This window comes from Actinosynnema sp. NPDC002837 (genome assembly GCF_040295345.1).
In the GTDB taxonomy this organism is placed as follows: Bacteria; Actinomycetota; Actinomycetes; order Mycobacteriales; family Pseudonocardiaceae; genus Actinosynnema.
The window spans coordinates 50,788-74,626 of record NZ_JBEOVG010000043.1 but is presented as its reverse complement, the minus strand read 5'-3'; the positions used below and the strand labels follow the sequence as shown (position 1 = coordinate 74,626).

14 protein-coding genes are annotated in these 23,839 nt (G+C 71.7%); 2 read left to right on the top strand and 12 right to left on the bottom strand.

Translation table 11 applies throughout. The features are described from left to right. Window positions 1–225, top strand: a 225-nt coding sequence (locus ABTZ99_RS26255; protein WP_499614840.1) for a hypothetical protein, incomplete at its 5' end; no start/stop codon positions are given. Here the strand turns inward: ABTZ99_RS26255 and ABTZ99_RS26250 are convergent. Then, window positions 132–1,586 carry a pectate lyase family protein gene (locus ABTZ99_RS26250; protein WP_499614832.1) on the bottom strand — a complete coding sequence of 485 codons (1,455 nt, stop codon included), beginning with the start codon at window positions 1,584–1,586 and terminating at the stop codon, window positions 132–134. The genes ABTZ99_RS26255 and ABTZ99_RS26250 overlap by 94 nt on opposite strands. Before the next feature lie 612 nt (window positions 1,587–2,198). Between ABTZ99_RS26250 and ABTZ99_RS26245 the strand changes: the two genes are divergently transcribed. After that, complete coding sequence (locus tag ABTZ99_RS26245) at window positions 2,199–3,968, top strand: serine/threonine-protein kinase (protein WP_499614830.1); 1,770 nt, start codon at window positions 2,199–2,201, stop codon at window positions 3,966–3,968. Between the two features lie 48 nt (window positions 3,969–4,016). On the opposite strand, the gene ABTZ99_RS26240 is transcribed toward ABTZ99_RS26245, so the two are convergent. The 11 genes from ABTZ99_RS26240 to ABTZ99_RS26190 all read right to left on the bottom strand — a co-directional run bounded on the left by ABTZ99_RS26240 (window position 4,017) and on the right by ABTZ99_RS26190 (window position 23,730). Further along, window positions 4,017–7,031, bottom strand: a complete 3,015-nt coding sequence (locus tag ABTZ99_RS26240) for a zinc ribbon domain-containing protein (protein WP_499614827.1) — start codon at window positions 7,029–7,031, stop codon at window positions 4,017–4,019. 5 nt (window positions 7,032–7,036) lie between these two features. After that, window positions 7,037–9,121 (bottom strand): Hsp70 family protein, encoded by a 2,085-nt coding sequence (locus ABTZ99_RS26235; RefSeq protein ID WP_498776704.1) that lies wholly within the window; start codon window positions 9,119–9,121, stop codon window positions 7,037–7,039. Window positions 9,122–9,176: 55 nt separating this feature from the next. Further along, window positions 9,177–10,826, bottom strand: a complete 1,650-nt coding sequence (locus ABTZ99_RS26230) for an Hsp70 family protein (protein ID WP_498776706.1) — start codon at window positions 10,824–10,826, stop codon at window positions 9,177–9,179. Further along, window positions 10,823–11,404 carry a nucleotide exchange factor GrpE gene (gene grpE / locus ABTZ99_RS26225; RefSeq protein WP_498776708.1) on the bottom strand — a complete coding sequence of 194 codons (582 nt, stop codon included), beginning with the start codon at window positions 11,402–11,404 and terminating at the stop codon, window positions 10,823–10,825. The genes ABTZ99_RS26230 and grpE overlap by 4 nt, the downstream gene beginning before the upstream one ends. Further along, a complete protein-coding gene (locus tag ABTZ99_RS26220) occupies window positions 11,401–11,823 on the bottom strand; it encodes a hypothetical protein (protein WP_498776710.1) in 423 nt (140 codons plus the stop codon). Before ABTZ99_RS26220 ends, grpE begins: the two co-directional genes overlap by 4 nt. Before the next feature lie 55 nt (window positions 11,824–11,878). Then, a complete protein-coding gene (locus tag ABTZ99_RS26215; RefSeq protein ID WP_498776712.1) occupies window positions 11,879–12,448 on the bottom strand; it encodes a hypothetical protein in 570 nt (189 codons plus the stop codon). Between the two features lie 30 nt (window positions 12,449–12,478). Then, window positions 12,479–14,050, bottom strand: a complete 1,572-nt coding sequence (locus ABTZ99_RS26210; protein ID WP_498776714.1) for an OmpH family outer membrane protein — start codon at window positions 14,048–14,050, stop codon at window positions 12,479–12,481. A 78-nt stretch (window positions 14,051–14,128) separates the two neighbouring features. Further along, complete coding sequence (locus tag ABTZ99_RS26205; RefSeq protein WP_499614822.1) at window positions 14,129–17,764, bottom strand: tetratricopeptide repeat protein; 3,636 nt, start codon at window positions 17,762–17,764, stop codon at window positions 14,129–14,131. A 507-nt stretch (window positions 17,765–18,271) separates the two neighbouring features. Beyond that, window positions 18,272–21,010 (bottom strand): PKD domain-containing protein, encoded by a 2,739-nt coding sequence (locus tag ABTZ99_RS26200; protein ID WP_499614819.1) that lies wholly within the window; start codon window positions 21,008–21,010, stop codon window positions 18,272–18,274. A 161-nt stretch (window positions 21,011–21,171) separates the two neighbouring features. Further along, window positions 21,172–22,881, bottom strand: coding sequence for an IlvD/Edd family dehydratase (locus ABTZ99_RS26195; protein WP_499614817.1), 1,710 nt, complete (start codon window positions 22,879–22,881; stop codon window positions 21,172–21,174). A 207-nt stretch (window positions 22,882–23,088) separates the two neighbouring features. After that, window positions 23,089–23,730, bottom strand: a complete 642-nt coding sequence (locus ABTZ99_RS26190) for a response regulator (protein ID WP_499614814.1) — start codon at window positions 23,728–23,730, stop codon at window positions 23,089–23,091. Window positions 23,731–23,839 lie beyond the last annotated feature (109 nt).

Below are 23,839 nucleotides of genomic sequence, written 5' to 3'. Positions count from 1 at the left end.
ACCGCGACCGACGACCGCACGCTGGTGGTCAAGACCAAGCAGCCGCAGGCGACGATGCTGGCGCTGGACGTGCCGATCGTGCCCGCGCACGTGTGCTGCCCGGTAGCCGCCTTCTGCGACGGTGTGATCGGTCAGCAGCTGCCGTTCGACTCGCTCAGGCCGGTGTTGGCGCCCGCGGTGCGGCTGACGATGCTCGGCACGCAGGTGGCCTGGTCGAGGGTGTAGCTGTAGGGGATGCTGACGGTGGTGGTGGACTTGACGTCGGGCCCGGCGGGCTTGTGGTCGCTGCTCGGGGCGGACCAGGTCACGTTGTCGAAGATGTTGCCGCTGACCTGCCAGTAGCCGGCCTCGGTGGTGTAGAAGGTGCCGAGGACGTCACGGGAGTTCTTGAAGTAGTTGTTGTCCACCTTGGCCTTGGCGCCGACGCGGGAGTTGATGCCGGTCTCGTTGAGGCTCACGTAGTGGTTGTTGTAGATGTGGGCGATGCCGCCGCGCAGCAGGGGCGTGCGGGAGTCGATGTTCTCGTACAGGTTGTGGTGGAACGTCACGAAGCCGTTCGAGACGTCGCTCTCGCTGGACCCGATCAGCCCGCCGCGGCCGGAGTTGCGCAGGGTGCTGTAGGACAGGGTCACGTACTGGGTGTCGTCCTTCATGTCGAAGAGGCCGTCGTAGCCCTCCGACTCGCCGCCGGACGCCAGCAGGTTGACGTGGTCGACCCAGATGTTGCGGACGTTGCTCTCCATGCCGATGGCGTCACCGCCGTTGGAGGTGGGCGAGCCCGACTTCTTGACGTTCTGGATCGTCACGTTGCGGATGATGATGTTGCGGGACTCGCGGATGTGGATGCCCAGCTGGTCGAACACCGCGCCGCCGCCGACGCCGATGATCGTGATGTTGCTGACCCGCTTGAGCTCGATCACGCCCGCGGCGGTCTCGCAGCTGTTGCCGGAGACCTTGGCGGTGTTGCCGTGGTTGATGGTGCCCGAGACCTCGATGATGATCGGGGTGGAGCTGCTGGCCCGCGTGCACAGCGCCTGGTGGATCTGGGTGCCCGTGGTGGCCCGGACCGTCGCCCCGCCCCGACCGCCCGTGGTGCCGCCGTTCTGGGACGCGAAGCCGGTGGCGACGCCCGTGGGCGGGTTCGACGTCGTGGTGGTCGTGGTCGTGGTGGTGGAGGTCGACGTGGAGGTCGAGGTTGACGTTGACGTCGAGGTCGCCGTGGACGTCGAGGTGTCGGTGGGCTGGCCGGTGCACGCCACGCCGTTGAGCTTGAACGAGGTGGGCGCGGGGTTGGAGCCGCTCCAGGACCCGTTGAAGCCCGGCGTGACCGACGCACCCGTCGCCAGCGAGCCGTTCCAGGAGGCGTTGCGGACCGTCACCGCGCTGCCCGACTGGGAGAACTCGCCGCCCCACAGCTGCGTGACTTTCTGACCGGCCGCGAACGACCACTCCAGCGTCCAGTTCGACACCGCGTCACCCAGGTTGGTCACGGTGACGTTGGCGCCGAACCCGCCCTCCCACTGGTTGGTCACGGTGTAGTCGACGCGACACCCGGCCGCCGCATTGGCATTGGTGCCGGCCGCCATCACCAAACCCCCGGTCAATGCCGCCACCGACACGGCCGCGGCAATACCGGCGGCTCGACTTCTCGTTGGTTTGCCAATGCGCAGATCCATGCGTCGCCTCCTTGCGAACAGCACTCCCGGACAGTGGTTCCTCCGGACACCAGCCGACGCCGAACAGCGGATTCGGCGCGAGGGAGCGGTGTCTGGGAACGCTCCCAGGGAGCATTGCGCAACTTTCCGGAACAGGCAACAACATTCACATCGGTGAACTGCCGGAGCCGTGCCGGCCGGGAGCGCGGTGACTTCGTTGATCAACAAGGCGCACACTTCGCGGTTGTCGTCCACCGATTCACGCACGTGAACAATAGGGGTGTGCGACGGTCTGCTCGTCGACGTGAACCCGGCGCGCTTCCGTGCCCACTCCGGCCGGCCGGACTCGTCGCTGAAGGTCGATTCTTGGAAATAAAATACGGTTTCGGCAGACTGTTCCAGTCATGGTGCGGCTGGGTAGGAAAGTGGCCTGAACCACTTCGCCTTATTCCAAGGCGCCCGTCCTGGTTGCGCATTGACGGCCGGTTCCGATCCGCAAAAGGACGGATACCGAATACCGCGGAAACGACTAGACTGTGCGAAGTGCGCACGGGGGATGTGGTCGACGGCCGCTACCGACTCGAGGACGCGTGGGGGTCGGGGGCCGGCGGTGTCGTGTGGAAGGCCTTCGACGAGAAGCTGAAGCGGGTGGTGGCGCTCAAGCGCCCGCACGGGGTGGCCGGTGGCGCCGACCGGGCGCGGTTCCGCCGGGAGGCCGAGACCGCCGCGCAGGTCCACCACCCCAACGCGATCTCGGTCTTCGACACGGTCGACGACCACGACGAGTGCTGGCTCGTCATGGAGTTCGTGTCGGCGGACAGCCTGGACAAGCTCCTCACGGCCTCCGGCCCGCTGCCGCCGGAGCGGGTCGCGCGGATCGGCTTGCAGGTCGCCGCCGCGCTGGCCGCCGTGCACGCGAAGAAGATCATCCACCGGGACGTGAAGCCCGGCAACGTCCTGGTCGGCGACGGCGACCTCGCCAAGCTGACCGACTTCGGCATCTCCATCTGGCGCGAGGTGACCCGCACCGACGACGGCCGGATCAGCGGGACGCCGGCGTTCGCCGCGCCGGAGGTGGCCGGTGGCAAGCCGGCCGGCGAGGCCTCGGACGTCTTCTCGCTCGGGGCGACCCTGTTCGCCGCGGTGGAGGGGACTCCGCCCTACGGCGCCGGCGACGCGTACGAGGTCCTGAGACGTGCCCGCGAGGGCTCGACGCTGCCGATGGCCAAGGCCGGTCCGCTCGCACCGCTGCTGGCCGAGATGTTGGCGCCGCGGCCCGGGAAGCGGCCCACCGCCAGCCAGGTTCGCAGCCGCCTCAAGGAGATCGTCGGCGACTGGGAACCGCCCGCCGCGCCCGTCACGGCGGAGCGGAGGCCACCTCGCCGCCGGTACTGGATCGGCACGGCGGCACTCGTGGTCGCGATCATCGCCGCCACCCTGTACGCGGTGAACCCGTGGCCGGGGTCCGGAGAGGCGGGCGCCGAACGGCCCGGGGCCGGCGGGCTCATCGGCGACGAGCGGACCGCGAACCCGTGCGCGCTGGTCGACCAGGGCGCGTGGGACCGGTTCGGCCCGGCCGAGCTGCACACCACGTACGGCAACTTCAACCGCTGCGACGTGCTGGTCGACGTCGGCGGTCGGGAGCCGGTCGACGTCGAGGTCCAGCTGGTGACCCGCAAGTCGCACCCCGTGCGGGGCGAGCCGTTCGAGGTCGTGCCGGAACCGTCGAGCGCCGACGAGTGCGACCGCACGTTCCTGGTGGACGACAGCTACGGGGTGCGCGTCACGGCGAAGGCGCCCGACGCGCCGGCGGACCTGTGCGCCATGGCCGACCACGCGCTCGTCACAGTGCGCCAGGTGGTCGGCGAGGGCCGGATCGCGCGTCGAAACCAGCCCTTCCCCGCCGGGTCACTGGCCTTTGTGGACGCGTGCGGCCTGTTGGACGACACCGCGCTGGCCGCGCTGCCCGCGGTGGATTCGAGCTCGGCCGTCGGCATGTTCGGCGGCTGGGGGTGCAAGTGGTACAGCGCGGTCGACCGCGTGCAGGTCTACGTGCGCTACGACCAGCACGCCACGACCGATCCCGTCGAGGGCGAGGAGGTCGCGATCGGCGGGCACCACGCCTTCGTGAAGCTGGACGCCGACACGGGCACGAGCTGCACGGTCAGCGTGCTCCACCAACCGCCGAACCGGCCCCGGAGCACCACGGTCGACCTGCTGAAGTTGTCGGTCAGGAGCGACCGCCCCGGCGAGGAGTACTGCCCGCAGGCCACCTCGCTGGCCGGCGCGGCCGCCGCCAACCTGCCCTCGTGATCCGGTCGTGGGTCGGGGGAGCGTCGCGCCGCCGGCCCGCCGGCGCGGTCACAGCGGGTCGAGGCGGACGGAGGACGGGGCGGTGGTGGGGAAGAGGCGGTACCGGAAGTCGGGACGGGCGGTCTTGGGCAGGTGGACCGCGTGCGTGTCGACCAGGCGGGACGGGGGCAGGGTGGTGACGGCCTCGCCGTCGTCGGCGGTGTGCGGTTGCCGGTCGGGGTGGCCGCGCAGGGTCAGGGCGGGCAGGTCGACCGGGGTGTCGGCCCGCAGCACGAGGTCCAGTCGCCGACGGGCGCCCGTGCGGACCTCGTAGCCGATGTGCGCGGTCGGGCGGACGGCTTGGGCCGGGACGCCGGAGCCGACGAACGGCAAGCCCTCGTGGTCGACCGCGGACGCGAGCACGACGGACACGTGCGTGCTCGACCCCGCCGGGATCTCGCAGCCACCGAAGCGATCGCCGGGGTGCCTGCCGACGAGCACCTGCCGTGCGGCGACCGTGGGATCCACGGGTGCTTGGTCGGACAGCTCGCAGCCGACGAGGACCCGGGTCCCGTCCTCCGGCCACGTCCAGCCGACCCGCACCGCCGTGCCGACGTACTCGACGTGGATGCCCGTCGGCTCCGGGAGCCTCGCGTAGTGCCGCGGCTTGCCGACGTGACCCGTGCCGTTCAGGATCACGACCGGCAGGTACGTGCAGAGCACGAGGCCCTTGTCGATCCACGCGTCGTTGACCGGCGAGGGCCCGTCGAGCACGCGTCCCGCGTGGAAGAGGTCGGCCTCGGTGACCCGGTCGCCCTCCCGCAGGGCGCCCGTGCCGCGCACCCGGACGACCTTGACGACGCCTTGGCCGGGCGGCGGCCAGCGCAGTTGGGTCGTGTGCTCGGCCAGGCTCAGCTCGGTGCTGATCCGCACCGCGGTCAGCGGACCCGGCGGCGCGGGCCTGCCCGCCGGGGTGACCTCCCGCGACCGGCCCGACGACCAGACGAGCCCGCCCGCGGGGCCCGGGTACGCGACGCGAACCGTGTAGCGGTACCGGCCGCCGTTGCGGACGTCCGTGTCGGTCACCCTGCCGGGCACGGTGGTCGCCAGGACGACCGGCGCGTCGTGCTCGGCCCCGACCTCGGCCCGGGACACCTCGACCCGCACGGCGGTGTCCGGCACGTGCCAGGTCACCGTGACCTCGCCGTCGTCGGTGTCGGTCTCGACGGTCGCCTCGGCGGTGATGACGACCGGCGCCGTCACGACGGGCGTGGAGTAAGTGCCGGACCGCTCGGTGAACACCGCGTAGCGCAGCGGCACGCCGGGGAGGCCGGCCGCGGCGGCGTCGCGGAACCCCGTCGTGGTCGTCCGGCCGAGGCGGGCGGGGCCGGAGGTTTCGTCGGGGCGTTCGGGCACCCGGTCCCCGGTGACGCGGACGACGACGTAGGCGATGTCCAGGTCGGGCGACGCGGGCCAGGTCAGCCGGACGCCGGCGGCCGGGTCGGTGACGGTGGCCCGCGCCCGTCCCGGTGGGTTCGGCGGGATCCGGTCGAGCTCGTTGCGCGCGGCCGACAGGTCGGCGCAGAGGTCGAGCGCGGCGGCGTACAGCTCGGCCCGGCGCGCGTTCGGCGTGTCCGGCCGCCTGGCCCGCAGGTACAGCTCGGTGGCCTTGTCGATCTCGGTCTGCGCCCGTTCCAGGAGCACGTCACGGCGGGGGAACTCCTCCGGCGCGGCCCGGATCTCGCGGACGGCGGCGACGTAGTTGCGCCCGTCGATCAGCTTGTCGATGCGCGCCACCGCTTCGCTGATCGACAGCAGGGTGGTGTCGACCGAGCCCTTGAACTCGCGGATCTCCCGGGCCAGCGGGTCGGGCCGGTCCGCGGGCACCGCCCAGATCCTGGCGGCCCGGTCGATGCTGAGCCGCGCCTGTTCCAGGTCGCGCTCCCTCAGCGCGCTCTTCGCCTCCGTGATGAGCTCCTCCACCAGGTACCGCTGCCCGATCGGGAAGCCGCACCGGCGGCAACCGAGGCCGTAGGCCGGGTCCACGGCGCCGCAGCGCGGGCAGGGCTCGCGCAGCAGCAGGCCGCACGTCTTGCACGCGGTGCTGGTCTCGTCGTTCAGGTCCGCGCACCTGGGGCACTGGACGCGGCTGCGCAGTTGCCGCTCGGACTCCGCGGCGGGCAGCTCGACGGCCCAGCCGAGCTTGCCGAAGTGGGCCACGAACTCGCGCTTCGCCAGCACGAGGTCGTCGACGCCGCCGAGCCGCGCCTCTTCGAGGTACAGCTCGAACTGCCGGGCGCTCACCGACGCGGCGAGCTTCAAGGTGGTCTCGAACCGCTTGATGATCGCTTGCAGCGTCACGGCTTTCATCGACATGTCGTGCTGTGCGCGCTTCTCCTCGGAGGCGAACACGGACTTGGCGAAGACACCGAGGCGTTCCCGCGTCGGGAGCGTCGGGTCGGACTTGTCCTTGATCAGGTGCGTCCGCGTCCAGAGCTCCTGCGCGGCCTGGCGCAGCTGCGGCAGCGGCGAGGTGTTGGTGATGGACTCGTCGACACCCCGGAGCAGCTCGTAGAGGCTGATCTCGCCGACTTCCGCGAGTTGACCGCTCAAGCGGCTCTCGTCCTCCGGCGGGAGCCGCGCGCTCGCCGTCCCGCCGCCCGAGCTGCGCTTCTCGGCCCGCTCGACCCGGTCGGCCAGCGCCGGGTCGGCGGCGAGGACGTCGGCGAACTCCGCCCGCAGGCCGGTCGCCTCCTCGACGAGCAGGTAGCCCTTGGCCAGCATGAGCGACAGCCGCCCGCCCACCTCCCGGCGGCGGTCCTCCAGTGCCGCGCGCTCGTGCCGGATGGCCAGCTCGCGTTCCTCCCTGCGCCGGTCGGCGCTCGACATGACCTCCTTGATCTCGGCGAACAGCGTCAGGTGGTACTTCGCGTCCTGCGCTTTCTTGCGGGGGAAACCGTTCTGGGCGGCCGTCGACCACTCGCTGCGGCGCTTGGCCAGCACGCGCACGAACAGGGCCTGGTCCCACGGAGCGTGGGGGTCCAGGCCGAGCAGGGCGAAGAAGTTCGGGCGGTCCTTGGCCACCGGGCTCACCCGGCACCGGAGAGCCGGTAGTCCGACGAGCCGCTCTCGGTGATCTCACGGGCGATCGTGCCGAACACGGAGGACAGCTTCCCCAGGTCGGTGAACAGGGCCTGCTCGGTCGAGGACGCGATCTTCCGGAGGAACTTCTCGTCGGCCGACCCGAAGCCGACCGCGATGATCTCGATGCCGTCGCGGTGGCACTCGTGCGCCCGTTGGACGGCTCCGCTCTGGTTGTACCAGACGCCGTCCGCGAGGACGACGCCGAACCTGCGACCCTCGACACCGGAGAGCAACTGGCGCAGCTCCCGGAACGGGTCGGTCGCGTTGCCGACCCCGGTGCTGCCGACGGTGAGCCGCCCGATCGCGCGCTCGACGTCGGCGGCGTTGTGGGTGGCGGGCAGGCTGACGGCGACCCGGTCGGAGAACGAGACGATGCCGACCTCCGTGCTCGTCAGGTCGAGCTGCACCAGGAACGCCCGCGCGGCCTCCTGCGCGGCGGCCAGCGGCCGGCCGGCCATGCTGCCGGAGAGGTCGAACGCGAGGTAGATCGTCAGGGGCTCGCGGACGGTGGTGCGCACGGGTGGTTCCAGGAAGCGCTGCGGCACGTCCTCCGGCAGGTCGGCGACCTCGACGTGCAGCGCGGCGCCGCTGGACCGGTCGGTCGCGGTCACCCCGACCATGGCGTTGTCGTCGTAGGCGTAGGCGATGTCGACCACCGTCCGGCCCCGGGATCCCGCCGGGAAGCCGGTGACCAGGTACCGGCCGAGGTAGGCGCAGGGCGCCGGGTCGTCCGTCTCGCCCTGGGTCAGGAAGACCTCGAGGAGGTCGGCGCCGTCGCCCTTGACGTGGAACTGGTACGGGCGCGTCTCCACGCACGGGATCGTCCGGTTCCTCGGCAGCAGCACGCTGTTGACGTAGCGGTCGCCCGCCGCGTTCTCGGCGATCATGCCGAGGCTGTGCGCGACCGTGCCGACCACCCGCCGCGGCGCGGACAGCCGGAGGATGGGCTCGACCTCGCCCGGGCCGTCGAGCCTCAGCCCGGCCTCCTGCTCGAGCAGGATCGCGGCCTGGGCGGCGGCGCCGAGGGCGACGGCCTGGTCGGGGTGGACGCCGCTCATCGGCGGCTTGCCGGACATGGCCTCGATCCAGTCGCGCACCATCGGCATCCGGGTCGAGCCGCCGACCGGCAGCACGCCGTCGATGTCGGACCAGGCCAGCCCGGTCTCCTCCAGCACCTTCCCGGTCAGCTGCGCGGTCGACTGCAGCAGGTCGCGGCAGGCCGCCTCGAACTCCTCGCGGGTCACCACGCAGCGCAGGGTCCGGTCGCCGACGACCAGCCGGACCTCGGCGGCCCGGCGTGCGGACAGCATCCGCTTGAGGTCCTCCACGGCCACGAGGAGCGGGCCGGGGTGCGCCTCGATCGCGGCCGCGTCCTCGGGGTGCTTGTCGAGGATGATCGTGGCCAGGCGCTCGTCCCAGTCGCGTCCGCCGAGCTCGTGGTCGCCCTCGGTGGACCGCACGGTGATCCCGTCGGCGTCGATGTCGACCAACGAGATGTCGAACGTGCCGCCGCCCAGGTCGTACACCAGCACGCGCCGTGACCGCGGTCCCGGCCGCAGCCCGTAGGCGAGGGCCGCCGCGGTCGGCTCGCTGATGATGCGCGGCACCTCCAGCCCGGCGAGCCGGCCCGCCTCGATCGTGGCCGAGCGCTGGGGATGGGTGAAGTAGTCGGGGACCGTCACCACGGCTCGGGTCACCGGCACGCCCAGCGCGGCCTCGGCCTGCGCCTTCAAGTGGCCGAGCACCAGGGCGGACAGCTCGGTCGGGCTCCACTCCCGACCGCCGAGGGACAACCGGAACGACGCGTTGCCCATCGACCGCTTGAACAGGTGCGCGACCTCGGTCGCGTCGGCGGCCAGGTCGGCCTTGGCCGAGACGCCCACGACCGGGGCGCCGCCGGCGAAGCTCACCACCGACGCGGTGAGCGGCTCGCCGGCCGCGTCGGGGATGATCTCGGGGTCGCCGTCCTGGTTCACCCACGCCACCGCGGAGTACGTGGTGCCGAGGTCGATGCCGACAGCCGGTGTCATCGTGTCCGCCTTCCCCGGTCCGGCGCCCGGACCGTCGCGGTCGTCGACCCGGGCATCAGCTGATGATCCGGATGCTCTTGGCGTGCTCGACCGCGTCGCTCAGCTCCGCGGCGGACAGGGCGCGGTTGGTCTCGATGGTGGCGTTCACCTCCGCACCCCCCGTCGCCTTGTCGCGGCCGGTGATCTGCAGCCGGCCCTGCCCGTTGATGCTGAAGCGCACCTCGACCGGCGAGTTCTCGGGCAGGTCGGCGACGAGCTTCAGCACCGCGCGGCCGACTTCCTCGGCGGTGTCGAAGTCCTCGACGATCCGGTCCCGCACGGTGTTCTCGAAGATGCGCAGCTCCACCTCGCCCATGCCGGCCTGCCGGGTGCCGAAGACGTTCATGGCCTCGGCGGGCAGGGGCTCCTGCGCGCGGACGAGGTTGTAGATGACCGGCTTGTCGTCCTTGGTGAAGGAACGGACGCCGAAGCTGTGGCTCAGCACGTTCTTGACCACCATGCCGTCGAGGTGGCGCACGGTGTCCAGCCGCAGGCCGAGCTCGGACGCGACGAGCTCCTCGGCGGCCTCGCGCGTCGAGGTCCCCTGGCGCGCCGGGTCCTGGTCGAGCTCGGCGGTCACCTCGCGGAGCCGGTCGCCGACGGCCAGCTTCTGCCCGTAGATCGCCGCGCCCTTGGCGACCGCCTGGTCGGGGTCGACCATGGTCACCTCGATGTCGAACTCCTCCTTCAGCCGCTCGGTGACCTGCACCATCCTGGTCGAGCCGCCGACCAGCAGGATGCGGTCGACCTTCGGGTGGCCGAGTTCGCGCGCGGTCTCCATCACCTTCTTGGTGAGCACCACCGTCGTGTCCAGCAGGTCGCGGGTGAGCTCGTCGAACTTCTCCCGGCTCAGGGTGACCGCGAGCTGGTGGTTGTCGTGGACGACCCGCATCCGGGTCTCGCCCTTGGCGCTCAGCGCCCGCTTGCCCATCTCCGCCTGCTGCCAGAGGTCCTGCAGGGTCTCCGGCGAGTCGAGCGGGTCGCTGGTGCTCCCGTGCTGGGCCTGCCACTGCTCGGCGAGGTGCTGGACGACCCGCTCGTCCCAGTTCCGGCCGCCGAGCTCGTGCGCCCCGTCGGTCGCCACCACCGTGATCGCGCCGACCTCGATCTTGATCACGGTCACGTCGAACGTGCCGCCGCCGAGGTCGTAGACGAGGACGACCTGGTCGGTCCGGTCCTGCATGCCGTAGCTGATCGCGGCCGCGGTCGGCTCGTTGATGATCTCCAGGACGTCCAGCCCGGCGATCCGCCCGGCGTTCGCGGTCGCGTCCCGCTGGACCACGCCGAAGTAGGCCGGGCACGTGATGACGACCTTGTGCGGCCGGACGGTGTCGTGCCGTTCCGCGTCGTCGACGACCTTGCGGAGGATGTAGGAGGAGATCTCCTCCGGGGAGTACTCCCGGCCGAAGAACTCCCGCCGCCACTCGCCGTGGCCGATCTGCCGCTTGATCATCTCGACCACGCGGCCCGCGTCGAGCATCGCGGTGCTCTTCGCCTCCCGGCCGACCACCCGCGTGTCCGCGTCCTCGAACAGGACCACCGAGGGCGTGGTGAGGTCGCCCTCGGCGTTCGGGGTGATCATGGGACGGCCGGAGAGCGGGTCGACGTGCGCGATGCACGTGTAGGTCGTCCCGAGGTCGATTCCGTACACGGGTGTTTCGGTCAACTCGGAGCTCCTTCTTCGGTGGTCGTCGGGGTGTCTGCCGGTGTGGTCGGGTCGGTCGACGCGGCGGTGGCGGGCTCGGCCGCGACGCCCTGGGCCGCGGCGTAGACCTTGACCCATTCCGGCCGCAGCACCTTGTCCTGCCAGGAGAAGCCGGTGCGGGACCGCTCGGCGACGTGCCGGTCGAGGCCGGGGTCCGCGGTCTCGACGACGCTGATGACCTTCTGCCGCGCCCGGTCCACCTCGGGCCCCTCGACGGTGAACGCCTCGACCCCGTTGCGGGCCAGGGTCTGCTCGACGGTCTCCCGGAAGAACAGCAGCGCCTCGACGGTCGCCGGGTCGCGGCCGGGCGACCCGGCCAGCTTGGTGAGGTCGTCGTGCATCGTCACGAGGTCGAGCAGGACCGTCCGCAGCTGGGCCTGGATCAGGCCCTGGCGGTGCGCGGTCAGCTCCTCGCTCATCGCGTCGAAGACCCGCTCCCTGGCCTCGTCGTAGCGGATCTTCGCGTCGAACGTGGTCTGCAGGCGCCGGATCTCCGCCAGCACCACGTCGGTCGCGTCCTGGGCCTCCGGCGAGCTCATCGGGTGATCTGGGTGATCTGGGCGTCGTCGCCGGTGGAGACGACGCTGTCGGTGATCGCCTCGGCCGCCACCGCCCGGTCCCCGGACGCGGTGACGGTGACGCCCGCGCTCTTGAGGACGTCCGAGATCTCGGCGCGCAGCTCCTCGTCCTCGGCGAGGAGCTTGCGGATCTGCAACCGCAGCGCCCCCTGCCGGTCCGGGTCCTCGGTGTCCTCGGCCAGGTCGAGCACGGCCGCTTCAAGGGCGGGCGCTGACTTCTCCTTGCCGAGCAGCCTGCGCAGCAGGGAACCGCCCGTCCGGACGGTCGCGTCGGCGGACTGCTCCTGCAACTTCGTCAGCACCGCGCTGCCGTAGGCGCCGGCCGCGGCGGTCACGTAGGGCACCACGGCGTTCGCCAGCTCGGCGATCTCCGCACTCATGTCGACTACCTCCAACGACGGAATGTGTTGTGTTTTCCCGCGAACGTGCTCACCGTCAGACCTTGAACAGGTAGACGTCCATGCTCAGCGCGTCCGGTGAGCCCAGGCTGATGAACGACCGGTACACGGTCGAGTCGAAGACGAAGCCCTGCGCGCCCAGCTCGCCGAGCACGCCGTTGACCCGGTCGGCGATCGCCAGGCCGCGCGTGACGTTCGCGCCCTGGCTCGACCCGCCGGTGCCGCCGAAGGTCATCACCAGGCCGGCCCGGCGTCCCGCGAGCCGCGGGTCCGCCCGGACGCGGTCGCGCAACCCCTGCGCCGTCCCCGCGTCGCCGCCCAGGAGCGCCGCCGCGTCGATCGGCAGTTCGAGCTTGACCGGGTCGAGTTCGAGCGCGGGCCCGGTGGGCCGGCTCGGCGTGGTGGTGGTCGTCGTGGTCGGTGGCGTGGTGGTGGTCGTGGTCGGTTCGGCCTGGGCGCCCGGGGGCAGCGGCGGCGCGGCGGTCACGGCCACGATGAACGCGAGCGCGAGCGCGAGCATGAGGTCGGCGAAGAGCCAGCCGATGGAGCCGAAGACGGCGTTGCCCGGATCGCGTTCCGCGCGACGCCTACCGGTCGAGGTCCGCACGCCGGTTCACCGCCTCGTTCCTCGGATCGGTCATGCGCCACCGCCTCGCCGGAACAACAGCCGCCGCCACGCGCCCCGCCGGGCGGGGCTCGCCGCCGCCGCGTTCGCCAGCTGGGTGGCCGCGCCCCGCAAGGCGCCCGTGGTCGTCGCCAGCGTGCTCGTGGTCGTCGCCAGCGCGCTCATGGTCTTCGCCAGCTCGCTCGTGGTGACGGACAGCCCGGCGTCGACGTCGGCGATGCGCTTGCCCGCCAGGACGACGTCGCCGGTCAGCGTTTCCAGGTCGCCGCGCATCCGGTCGGCCAGGAGGGTGGCCACCTCGCTCAGCGCGGTGGCCGCGCTCTTGATGTCGGTCGAGTGCTGCGCCACCGTGGCGACCAGGTCGGTCTGCGATCGCTTGATGTGCTCCAGCTGCTGGTCGATCGCCTTCGCGGCCTCGGCGTGCGAGCTGGACGCGGAGGCGATCACCGCGGCCGACCCGGACAGCCCGGTCACCTCGGTGGCCAGCTCGGTCGCGGCGGCCCGGTAGACCTGGTGGTCGGCCCGGTAGTCCTTCAACGACTCGCGGAACCCGTCGAACAACGGCGTCATCTGCTGCTCGACGAGCTGCCGGTTGTCCGTCACCGCCTGCCGCAGGACGAGCAGCGCCTCCTGCGTGGTCCTGGCGATGAACTGGGTGTTGTCCTCCCGGACCGCGCTCAGGGTGTCGCGGACCTCCTTGGCCAGGCCGGCGACCAGCGTCTCGGCTTGCTGCTGGAGCCCGGCCATCTGCTCCTGCGCCCGCTGCTGGAGCCCGGCGACCTGGTCCTGCGCCTGCTGCTGGAGCCTCGCCATCTCCTCCCGCGCGTCCGCGGAGAGCTTGCGGTTCGTCTCGGCGAGGTCCTTGGTCTCGCTGATCGCGGTGGTGATCGTCTCCTGCGTCGTGCGCAGCGCGTCCTGCGTCTTCGCCAGGATCTCCTGCGCCGTCTGCGCCCATTCCCGGGCGGTCACCGGCGGCTGCACGACGTCCTCCGCGATGGCGGCGGCGAGCGCGTCCATCGCGTCGTCCAGCCGGCCGTCGAGGTCGGCCAGCACGCGGCTCGACGTGGTCTCGGCCCGGTGCGCCCGGACCGTCAACCACAGGATCGCCAGGATCAGGACGACGGTGGTGAGCGCCGTCTCGGTGAACGTGAGGATGAACCCGCCGCCGAACCGGGTCTGCCAGAGTGACAGGAACGGTTGCGCCGCCAAGTCCGGGTCGGCGGTGAGCTGCCGCTGGTAGAGGAGGCTGGCCCAGCCGAGGAGGAGCCAGGTGATCACCAGCGGCAGCAGCGCCGTGCCGTTGCGCAGGCTCGTGATCCGGCGGATCTCGTGGTGCTGGAGGTCCTCGAGCTGGTCGAGCCGGTGCTCGCGCTCGACCAGTCGTTCCAGCGCCGGGAAGTCCCGCAGCGCCGCCGCCCGGTTCGCCACGACGAGCCGTTCGGCGTCGTCCCTCGCGCCGCGCTTGCGCAACTCCGCGTGGACCTCCCGCAATCTCTCCGCGGCGGTCTCGCCGTGCGGTCCGAGGCCCGCTACGGCCGAGAACGGCTCGGCGGCCGAGGGCTCCTCAACTGGCTCACCCGTCATGCGGGCTCCTCCTGGGCAGGGTGGGTAAGTCGGTCCTCGTCACGGGCGGGGCCGCGGGACGGGGGATCGTGTCGTGGGTCATGGGCCCCACCGGGGTGGGGTCGGGTCGGGCGGCCCGAGGAAGTCGCGCAGGTCGCGGATCGTCACGTGGTCCGGGTCCAGGTTCTTCTGCGCGATGGTCAGCGCGCGTTCGGCCAGTGCGATCGCGTCCGCCTCACGTCCGCGGGCCCGACAACTCGCGGCGAGGTTGAACAGCGGCAGGAGCAGGTCCACGTGGTCGGCGCCGAGCGCCCTCTCGCTGATCTCCAGCGCGCGGGTCTCGACCGGGATGGACGCTCCCGGATCGTCGTCCAGGAAGTGCAGGTTGCCGAGCGTGGTGAGCTCCTGGGCGACGTCGAGCGAATCCGGCCCGGATTCCGCCTCGACGAGGCGCACGACCCGCCGGACCAGCGGGATGGCCCGGCGGTAGTCATCGAGCTCGCGGTAGGTGGTGACGAGTTCGCGCAGCGGGCTCACGAGGTCACGGTGGTCCTCGCCGAACGCGGCCTCCGCGATCTCCAGCGCCCGGCGTCCCGTCACCGCGGCCGCCGCGTAGTCCGCCACGTTGCGCTGGGTGATCGCGAGTTCCTCCAGGCGTGACACCAGTTCGGGGCTGCGGCTGCCGTGCATCGCCTCGGCCACGGTCAACGCGTGCAGCGCCAACGGCAGCGCGTTGTCGTACCGGCTGAGCGCCCGGTAAGTGGCCGCGAGGTTGTCCAGCCGGAGCAGCAGGATCCGCTGGTCGAGCTCGGCGGTCGGGTGGTCGGTGAGCAGGCGCCTGGTGATCTCCAGCGAACGCGTCTCCGCCGCCACGGCCTCCTCGTAGCGGCCGAGCTCGTAGCAGGCGTGGCCGAGGCCGGTGAGGTAGTAGGCGGCGGCGATGTCCTCACCGTGCTCGGTGGTGCTGATGCCCACCGCCCGCCGGTACGACCTCGCGGCCAGGTCGAACTGCTCGGCGTCCTGGTGGGCGTCGGCGACCGCCTCCAGCCACGGCAGGGTCTCCGGGGCGTCCCGGCCGTGCTCGAACTCGACGATCTCCAGCGCGCGCCGCAGCAGCGGCACCGCGTCGCCCGGTCGACCGGTCCTGCTGTAGGTCGTGGCGATCTCGCGCAGTTGCAGGGCCACGTCGGGGTGGTAGGCGTGCAGCACGTTCTGGGTGATCTCCAGCGCCTGCCACCGCGTGCCGACCGCGTCGTCCAGGTTGGCCAGGTCCGCGTGCGCGTCGGCCAGGTCGGACAGCACCCGGGCCAGCCCGAGGTGCCGTTCCCCGTAGGTGTGCCGCATGATCTGCGCCGCCCGGTTGAGCAGCGGCACGGCCTCCTCGGCCCGGCCGAGCTTCTGGTAGCCGGAGGCCAGGCCGCGCAACCGGTGCGCGACGTCGCGGTGGTCGCGGCCGAAGTGGGTCTGGGTGATGACGAGCGCCCGCTTGAGCAGCGGCACCGCCTCGGCCGCGAGCCCGAGTTGCAGGTAGCTGTGCCCCAGGTTGGCCAGCAGCGTCGCGACGTCCGGGTGGTCGGGTCCGCGTCGGGCCTCCAGCAGGTCCAGTGCCTGCCGGTCCAGCCGGGCGGCCTCTTCGGCGCGGTCGAGCTGGCGGTAGGTGTTGGCGATGTCGCCGAGCCGGAACGCCATGTCGGGGTGGTCTTCCCCGACCGACTTCCGGGTGATCTCCAGGGCCTGTTCCTCGAGTTCGAGCTCCTTCTCGTACTCGTTCATCTCGCCGTACACCGAACCGAGCTCGGCGAGGAAGAACGCGAGGTCCGGGTGCTCCGGCCGCAACCGCTCCTTGCTGATCTCGTGGGCGCGCTGGGCCAGTGCCAGCGCCTCGTTGGTCCGACCCAGCTCCCGGTAGCTCGACGACAGGCCGCACATCCGGTACGCCACGAAGATGTGGTCGGAGCCGTACGCGCTCTCCTCGATGGCCAGCGCCTCTTCGAGCAGCGGCACCGCCTCGCGGGTCTGCCCGAGTTCCCGGAAGAAGCCCGCGAGGCTCGCCTTGCACCCGGCGAGGAACGGGTCGGTCGGGCCGAGCCCCGCCTGGGCGATCCGCAGCGCGCGTTCGGCCAGCGGCACCGCTTCCGGGATGCGGCCGAGGTGGCTGTAGCTGGTGGCCAGGTTGTTCAACCTGGTCGCGACGTCGAGGTGGCTCGGCCCGAGGCGCTGGGTCGTGATGGCGAGGGCTCGTTCCTCCAGGCCGATGCTCTCCTCGGCCCGGCCCAACGAGCAGTAGGCCGCGCCGAGGTTGCCGAGCAACGTCGCCATCTCGGGGTCGTCCGGCGCGAGGGTGGCCTCGCCGATGCGCATGGCCAGCGTCGCGAAGCGCTCGGTCGCCGTGTACATCCCCTGCGCCGCGGCGAACAGCCCCGCCTGGTTGAACAACGTGCGCAGAGGCGCGTCCCGGTTGTCACCGCCGATGTCGTCGGCCAGCGCGTGCACGTGCGGTAAGAGGCGCCACCACAGCCGCCAGCCGTCCACGTTCGTGCTCGGGTCCTCCGGGATCTGCCGCTCCAGCAGGTCGATCGCCTCGGTCGCCGCGGGCGCGAGTCCCGAATCCGTGGGCGGCGCGTCCTTCTGACCCACGCGCAGGATCGTCTGGACGAGTCGGTGGATGCTGATGGAGTCGGCGGTCAGGGTGATCATGCTGTAGGACGCGAGGTGCCCGAGGATCCGGTTCGCCGCGAGTTCGTCACCGGCCAGGAGGTTCGTGACCAGGCTGCGCGGAATGTCGTCCGGCCCGAGCCAGGCGAGCACGTTCAGCACGTCGACCGCTTTCGGGACCGGCCCGTCGCGCAGGGCGGCGAGCGTGATGTCCCAGGTTCGGGTGACGGCTTGTTCCTGGCTGATTTCCGGGCTGGTCTCGGCCAGGAGTTCGTACGGCTGCGCGGCGAGCAGGGAAGCGTAGTCGGCGATGGAGACGTGGTGGTACCTGATGTAGGCGCCGGCCTGTTCCAACGCCAGCGGCAGGAACCCGAGCGCCTCGGCGACCGACGCCGCGGCGCGTTCGTCGGACTGTTGGGACCGCTCGCACAGCAGCGTTATCGCGGAAGTGCGGCTGAGCACTCCCAGGCGCACCGGGCGGAGCCCGCGTTTCGTCCAGTCGAGATCTCGACGGGTGGTGACGAGGACGTGGCTCCGGTCCGCGGCGACGAGGAGTTTGTTGATGTCCTCCGGGTTCTCGACGTTGTCGAGGATCAGCAGCCAGTCGTCGTGCTCCTGCAACCAGTTCAGCGCCCAGTCGGCCCTGAACTCCAGCGGCGTGCTGCCGAGCACGGGGGCCAGCCTCGACGCCATCGAGGCGAGCGCCGACGTGATGTTCTCCGGCGTGTCCGCGGTGATCCACCAGACGCACGAGTACAGGTCCCGCTGGTGGAACGCGTACTGCAGGGCCAGTTCGCTCTTGCCGACACCGCCCATCCCGGCGACGCTCTGCCCGATGACCCCGTTGCCCGAGGCCATCGCCAAGCCCAGCTCGCCGAGCGACTGGCGGCGTCCGACGAACACGTCCGACGGGCGGCGCGGCAGGTTCCACAACCGATTCGGCGCGATATCGCGGGGCGACGGGACGTTGTTCGGGAGCGTGATGTGGTAGTTCTGCGCATTGTCACCGGACGAGACGATGCTGCCCTGGATCCGCTGCGACGCGATCGAGCGCTCACCCCGGGCAAAAGGATTCGTCACCGATGGATCACTTCCTCCTCGTGCCCAGGAGGTGACCGGACGCCAATCCGCAAGACCGCTCACCCGTCGAATCGCGATACCCGGCCCTCGAACACGCGTGGGCCACCGCTCGTCTCCGCATCACGATGACCGTACCCCCTTGCCGACACCACTCCATCCCGATCGGGTACATGTCGTCGTGCGCCGACCAGTGCGATGAACACTCGGGTTTCCCGACCCGTCCCGACCTCCGGTGATGACGGCTCCTGGATCATCCATCCCCTGAGTCGGCCACTACCCCGGATTTGTTACCCGCCAAAATCGGGGTTCGAGGTCTCGCCGTTTCCGGGTGCGGCGGCTATCGGGCTTGTCCGCAAAACTCGGGGTCGACCACGGTCGTCCGGGAATCGATTGCCCGGCCGGGGAGCGGGTCTTTCGGCATTTCGCCGACGACCACCGTGCCGCCCCGGTGGAGTCGAGGGCGGCGCGGTGGTCGTCACGGCCGGTTGGCCCGGGTCGTGCGGGGCGTCAGTTCTCGTAGAAGTAGCCGGTCACGTCGACCACGAGGTCGACCGTGCCGTCGCTCCCGTTGTGGAACGCCGTCCTCGAGTGCTCGGTGACCGCGAGGTTGTTGGTCACGGCGCCCGAGGTGAAGTTCAGGGTGGCGGCGTCCGGGGGAGTGGGGATCGCACCCGGGAAGTAGGCGGTGAGGTAGCCACCGCGCTGCGGGTTGACGACCTTCGCGTTGAACATCACCGCGCTGGGGACGAAGTTGAACGACGGAGCGTTGTGGTCGAAGGTGTACTCGGTGGTCGATCGTCCCGGCAGCGCGCCGGTGCGACCGCCGACGCCGGTGCGGGTGTCGACCGCGCGGCGCGGTGACAAGGGCAGCAGGAAGCTCCTGCCCCCCGAGGAGAAGTAGCCGACGACGTCGACGACGAGGTCCGTGGTCGCGTTCGGGTGGAACGTGACGTGGCCGTCGGCGCCGATGGGGACGATCACGGAGTTCGTGGCGGTCTGGCCGGCCGCGTAGTTGAGGTTGGAGGTCTGCGGGTTGGCCGTGCCGGTGGGGAAGGCCGTCAGGTGGCCCGACGCGCGCGGGTTGACCACCGTGATGTTGAGCAGGGCCGCGGTCGCGTAGTCGGGCACCGTGCCGTACACGTGGGCGATCCGGTGGCTGAACGACTCGCCGGCGGCGATCGGCCGGGGCGACGTCATCCCGATGCCGGTGCGGGTGTCGAGCAGCCGGGACGGGTAGACGGTGGTGAAGCCCTCGGCCGTCGCGCCCTTGGTGAAGTAGCCGGCGACGTCGGCGATCAGGTCGACGGAGCCCGGGCTGCCGTTGTACAGGTCGACGTGGCCGCCGCCGACCGCGACGGTCGTCAGCCCGGGCACGGTCACGCCGGCCCGGAAGTCCACCACGGACGCGGTGGGCCTGGCCTGCCCGGCCGGGTGGGCGGTGAGGTGCCCGTCGGCCGTCGCGCTGGTGACGGTGAGGTTCACCGTCACCGCCGTCACGTCCGCCGGGATCCCGTGGCGGCCGCCGATCGCGAGCCGCACGGTGCCGTACGGCGCGACCTTCTGGGCCGGGGCGCCGACCCCGCTCCTGGTGTCCAGGAACCGGGTCGGTCCGTGCTTGACGTAACCCGAGCCGAGCGTGGTGAACGTGGTCGACGTCGTCGCGGTGTTGCCGGCGGCGTCGGTGACGGTGGCCCGGACCTGGTACGTGCCGGGGAGGTCGTACCGGTGGCTGCCCGTGCCGCCGACGGTTGCGGTGTCGCCGTCACCGAAGTCGAACTCGGTACTGGCGATGTTCCACGGGTTGTCGCCCGGGTGCACGGTGAAGTGCCCGGTCAGGACGCCCGAGCTGCTCGCGGTCAGGCGGGGGGTCAACGTGCCGCCGGCCGGCACGACCTTGAGCGACCAGGACCGACTCGTGGTCAGGCGGGACTCGCTGGAGGCGGTCACGCGGATGGTGTAGGTGCCGGTCGCGTTGTAGGCGTGCGACGCCGAGCACGGCGACACGGACGTCGTCGTGCCGTCCCCGAAGTCGACCGCGCAGGTGACGGGCGATCCCCACTCGGAGCGGACCGTGCCGCTGAAGTCGACCACACCACCGACCGGCGCCTGCGACGCGGACACCTTCATGGACGTGTCGACGAACCGGTCCTGCTGCTCCTGCGCGCCGCGGTCGAGGTAGGAGACCGCACCCGTCCCCGTGTCGGGAACCCGCGGGTTGTCCACCCTGGGGCCGTTGGCGGCGTCGACCACGCCGGGTGCGTCCGCATTGCCGGAGTCGACGGCGGGCGTGCCCTCGTCCGGGTCCGTCTTCAGGTCGTGCGCGCCCTGCCCGGTGGCGGCGTGCAGCTCGGCGGGGTCGTGGTGGACGACGCCTGCCCACCGGTACACGTTGACCCACAGGTACGCGATGTTGTAGTCGAGCGTGACCCCGGGCGCCGCCGCGCTGTCGACCTCGATCGTGTGCACCGGTCCCCGCGGGCAGTAGCTGCTGACCGAGGAGGACAGCACCTCCGAGATGATGTTGTTCTGGATCGAGGAGCCGGTGGTCGCGCCGGTGATCACGATCCCGCGGTGGCACGAGTCGCGGAAGGTGTTGCCGGTGACGGCGACGGCGTCGACGTTCTCGGCGATCACGCCGAAGTTGCCGAGCTCGGTGATCGTGTTGCCGGTGACCGTGAGGCTGGCGCCGCCGTCGGCGTACACGGCCCGGCCGCGCGTGCCGAAGTTCGTGCGGCTGACCGTGACCGCGGTGGACCCGCCCGTGACGCGCACCGCGTGGGCGCCGCCGTAGGGGTTCGCGTCCGGGCGCAGCGAGCCGCGGTCGAGCGTGACTCGGGCAGCGCCGTCGATCAGGACGGCGTCGACGACCGTGGCGCCGTGGATGGTCATGCCGCGCAGCGTCACGTCGTGCGCGCCGCGCACGGTGATCGTCGGCGTGGTGCCGCCCGCCGGACGCCGCACGGCCCCGCCCTGGAACACGATCGGCGCGTCGGCGGTCCCGGACCGGGTGATCGTCACGCTCTCGTCCTGCGTGCCGGTGATGTCGACGACCTGGCCGGGCTCGACCACGTCGGCCGCCGCCTGCACCGTGCAGAACGGCGTGGCCGCGCTGCCGTCACCGCTGTCGCTGCACGTCGCGACGTCGTTCACGTACAGCGTCGTGGCCGCGGCCTGCGCCGCCGGTGTCGTCACCACCCCGGCGAGGACCACGAATGCCGCTGCTGCGGCGATGTTCGGCAAGCGCACGGTGTCTCCTCGGGACGCGCGACGGGCGGTGCGGTAGTTCTACCGCGAAACCGCCGCCGAGGATGACGAGTTGACCGAACGGGCCGCCGCCCGTCCCGCTCGCCGGTGCGACAGGGGGATCGGGCGCGGTCGGCCGGCGATCACGGCGGCCGACATCGTGCTCAGTGCGACTCGCGGCTGACCTCCGAGCCGCTGGAGCCGAGGAGGAAGTCGAGGTCCGCGCCGGTGTCGGCTTGCAGGACGTGGTCGACGTAGAGCCGTTCCCAACCGCGGCGGGGGTTGGCGAACCCGGCGACGGTCGCCGCGTTCGGCGTGCGGGCGGCGAGCTCGTCGTCGGACACCTCGACGTCGATGCGGCGGGCCTCGACGTCCAGGCTGATCACGTCGCCGGTGCGCACGAGGGCGAGCGGTCCGCCCGCGGCGGCCTCGGGGGCGACGTGGAGGACGACGGTGCCGTAGGCGGTGCCGGACATGCGGCCGTCGCAGACGCGGACCATGTCGCGCACGCCCTGCTCCAGCAGCTTCTTGGGCAGCGGCATGTTGGAGACCTCCGGCATGCCGGGGTAGCCCTTGGGCCCGCAGCCGCGCAGCACGAGCACGGAGTCGGCGGTCACGTCGAGGTCGGGGTCGTCGATGCGGGCGTGGAAGTCCTCGACGGAGTCGAACACGACGGCCGGGCCCCGGTGCCGGAGCAGGTGGGGCGAGGCGGCGGCGGGCTTGACGAGCGCGCCGCGCGGGGCGAGGTTGCCGCGCATCACGGCGATGCCGCCGTGCTCGACCAGCGGCGTCGCCCGGGTGCGGATGACCTCGGGGTCCCAGATCGGCGCGTCGTCCAGGTAGTCCACCAGCGGTCGGCCGGTGACCGTGAGCGCGTCGGGGTCGAGCAGGTCGCGGACCTCGCGCAGCACGGCGAGCAGGCCGCCGGCGCGGTGGAAGTCGTCCATCAGGAACCGACCGGCGGGCAGCAGGTCGACCAGCACCGGCACGTCGGAGCCGATCCGGTCGAAGTCGTCCAGCGCCAGGTCGATCCCGAGGCGGCCGGCGATGGCCAGCAGGTGGACCACGGCGTTGGTCGAGCCGCCGATCGCGGCCAGGGCGACGATGGCGTTGTGGAAGGACGCCTTGGTGAGCAGGGCACCGGGCCGCCGGTCGGCGGTGACCAGCTCCACGGCCAGCCGGCCGGTGGCGTGGGCGGCTTCCAGCAGTCGGCTGTCCGGGGCCGGGGTGCCCGCCACGCCGGGGATCACGGCGCCCAGGGCTTCGGCGACCAGCGCCATGGTGGAGGCGGTGCCCATGGTGTTGCAGTGGCCCCGGCTGCGGATCATCGCCGACTCCGACCGGATGAACTGCTCGTTGGACAGCGAGCCCGCGCGGACCTCCTCCGACAGCCGCCACACGTCGGTGCCGCACCCCAGCGGGACGCCGCGGAACGTGCCGGTCAGCATCGGCCCGCCGGGCACGACCACGGCGGGCAGGTCGACCGAGGCGGCGGCCATGAGCAGCGACGGGATGGTCTTGTCGCAACCGCCGAGCAGCACCACGCCGTCGATCGGGTTGGCCCGGAGCATCTCCTCGGTGGCCATCGCGGCCATGTTGCGCCACAGCATCGCGGTGGGGCGGACCTGCGTCTCGCCCAGCGACACCACGGGCAGCTCCAGCGGGATGCCACCGGCCTCGTAGATGCCGTTGCGCACCGACGCCGCGACCTCCGTCAGGTGCGCGTTGCACGGCGTCAGGTCCGAGGCGGTGTTGGCGATGGCGATCTGCGGGCGGTCGAACGCGTCGTCCGGCACGCCGCGGCGCATCCAGGCGCGGTGGATGTAGGCGTTGCGATGATCTCCCGCGTACCACTGGGCGCTCCGGAGCGTCACGTGCGACCGCCTTCCGACTACCGGCGCGATGGCCTGATCCGTGGAATGCGATGAACCCTACCCGCTGCGGGCACCGGCAGGGCCAGGTGAAATCCGGCCCGGTCCACCCGCGCGGCGCCGGCCGGCGGTGACCACTGTCCACTTCGGACAGTGAGGTGCACTCCGCCGACCTGCGCCTCGACGTCTCCCGGCGCAGCGGTGCGTGCCTCAAGCGGTGAGCTCGTCGATGGAGATCAAGCCGTCGTCGAGCACCCTGGTCACCAGGTCGCTCTTGGTGCGCGCGTGGCGGCCCGCGTTCGCGTACTTCGTCCGCACCCGCTGGATGTAGGTGTCCACGGTCTTCACGCTGAGGTAGAGCCGGGCCGCCACCAGCTGCTTGGACGGCGAGGCGAACCAGGCGCGCAGCACCTCCAGCTCACGGGGTGTGAGCTTCGGCCGCGTGGCGGAGTCGGCCGGCGCCGCGCCGCTCGTCGCCGGGCTCAGGTAGGTCCGGCCCGCTGCGGCGGCCCGGATCGCGGGCACGAGGCGGTCCGCGCCCTCGCACTTGGGCACGTACGCGTGCACACCGAGGGCCAGGCACCGCTCGGCGGCTCCGCGGTCCACGTGCTGCGCGTACACGACCACCCGCCGGCCGACCTCGACGAGCCGCCGCAGCGCGGTGGCCCCCTGGCTGCCGGGCGCCTCGACGTCGAGGATCACCACGTCGGCCGCCGCGCCCGGCCCGGTCCACGCCCCGGCGAGGCTGCCGCCCGTGTCGAGCAGCTCGATCGGTGGATCCGCCTGCGCACACCACTGCCCGACACCCGCGACGATCGCCGCGTGGTCGTCGACGATTACCGCCGTCGTCACCGCTCCCCCTCGCCGTCACCCCGCCCTGACGGTGAGCTTGTCGGGTCGACCTCTCCGATCGATATCGGTTGATCATGAACGACCACTATCCTGTGGTCGGCGGCTTGGG

What these genes read in the sequence shown, in the direction of transcription:
- ABTZ99_RS26250 (WP_499614832.1), bottom strand. Translation starts at nt 1,586, where the DNA reads ATGGCGGCCGGCACCAATGCCAATGCGGCGGCCGGGTGTCGCGTCGAC.
- ABTZ99_RS26235 (WP_498776704.1), bottom strand. Translation starts at nt 9,121, where the DNA reads ATGACACCGGCTGTCGGCATCGACCTCGGCACCACGTACTCCGCGGTG.
- grpE (WP_498776708.1), bottom strand. Translation starts at nt 11,404, where the DNA reads ATGAGCTCGCCGGAGGCCCAGGACGCGACCGACGTGGTGCTGGCGGAG.
- ABTZ99_RS26220 (WP_498776710.1), bottom strand. Translation starts at nt 11,823, where the DNA reads ATGAGTGCGGAGATCGCCGAGCTGGCGAACGCCGTGGTGCCCTACGTG.
- ABTZ99_RS26210 (WP_498776714.1), bottom strand. Translation starts at nt 14,050, where the DNA reads ATGACGGGTGAGCCAGTTGAGGAGCCCTCGGCCGCCGAGCCGTTCTCG.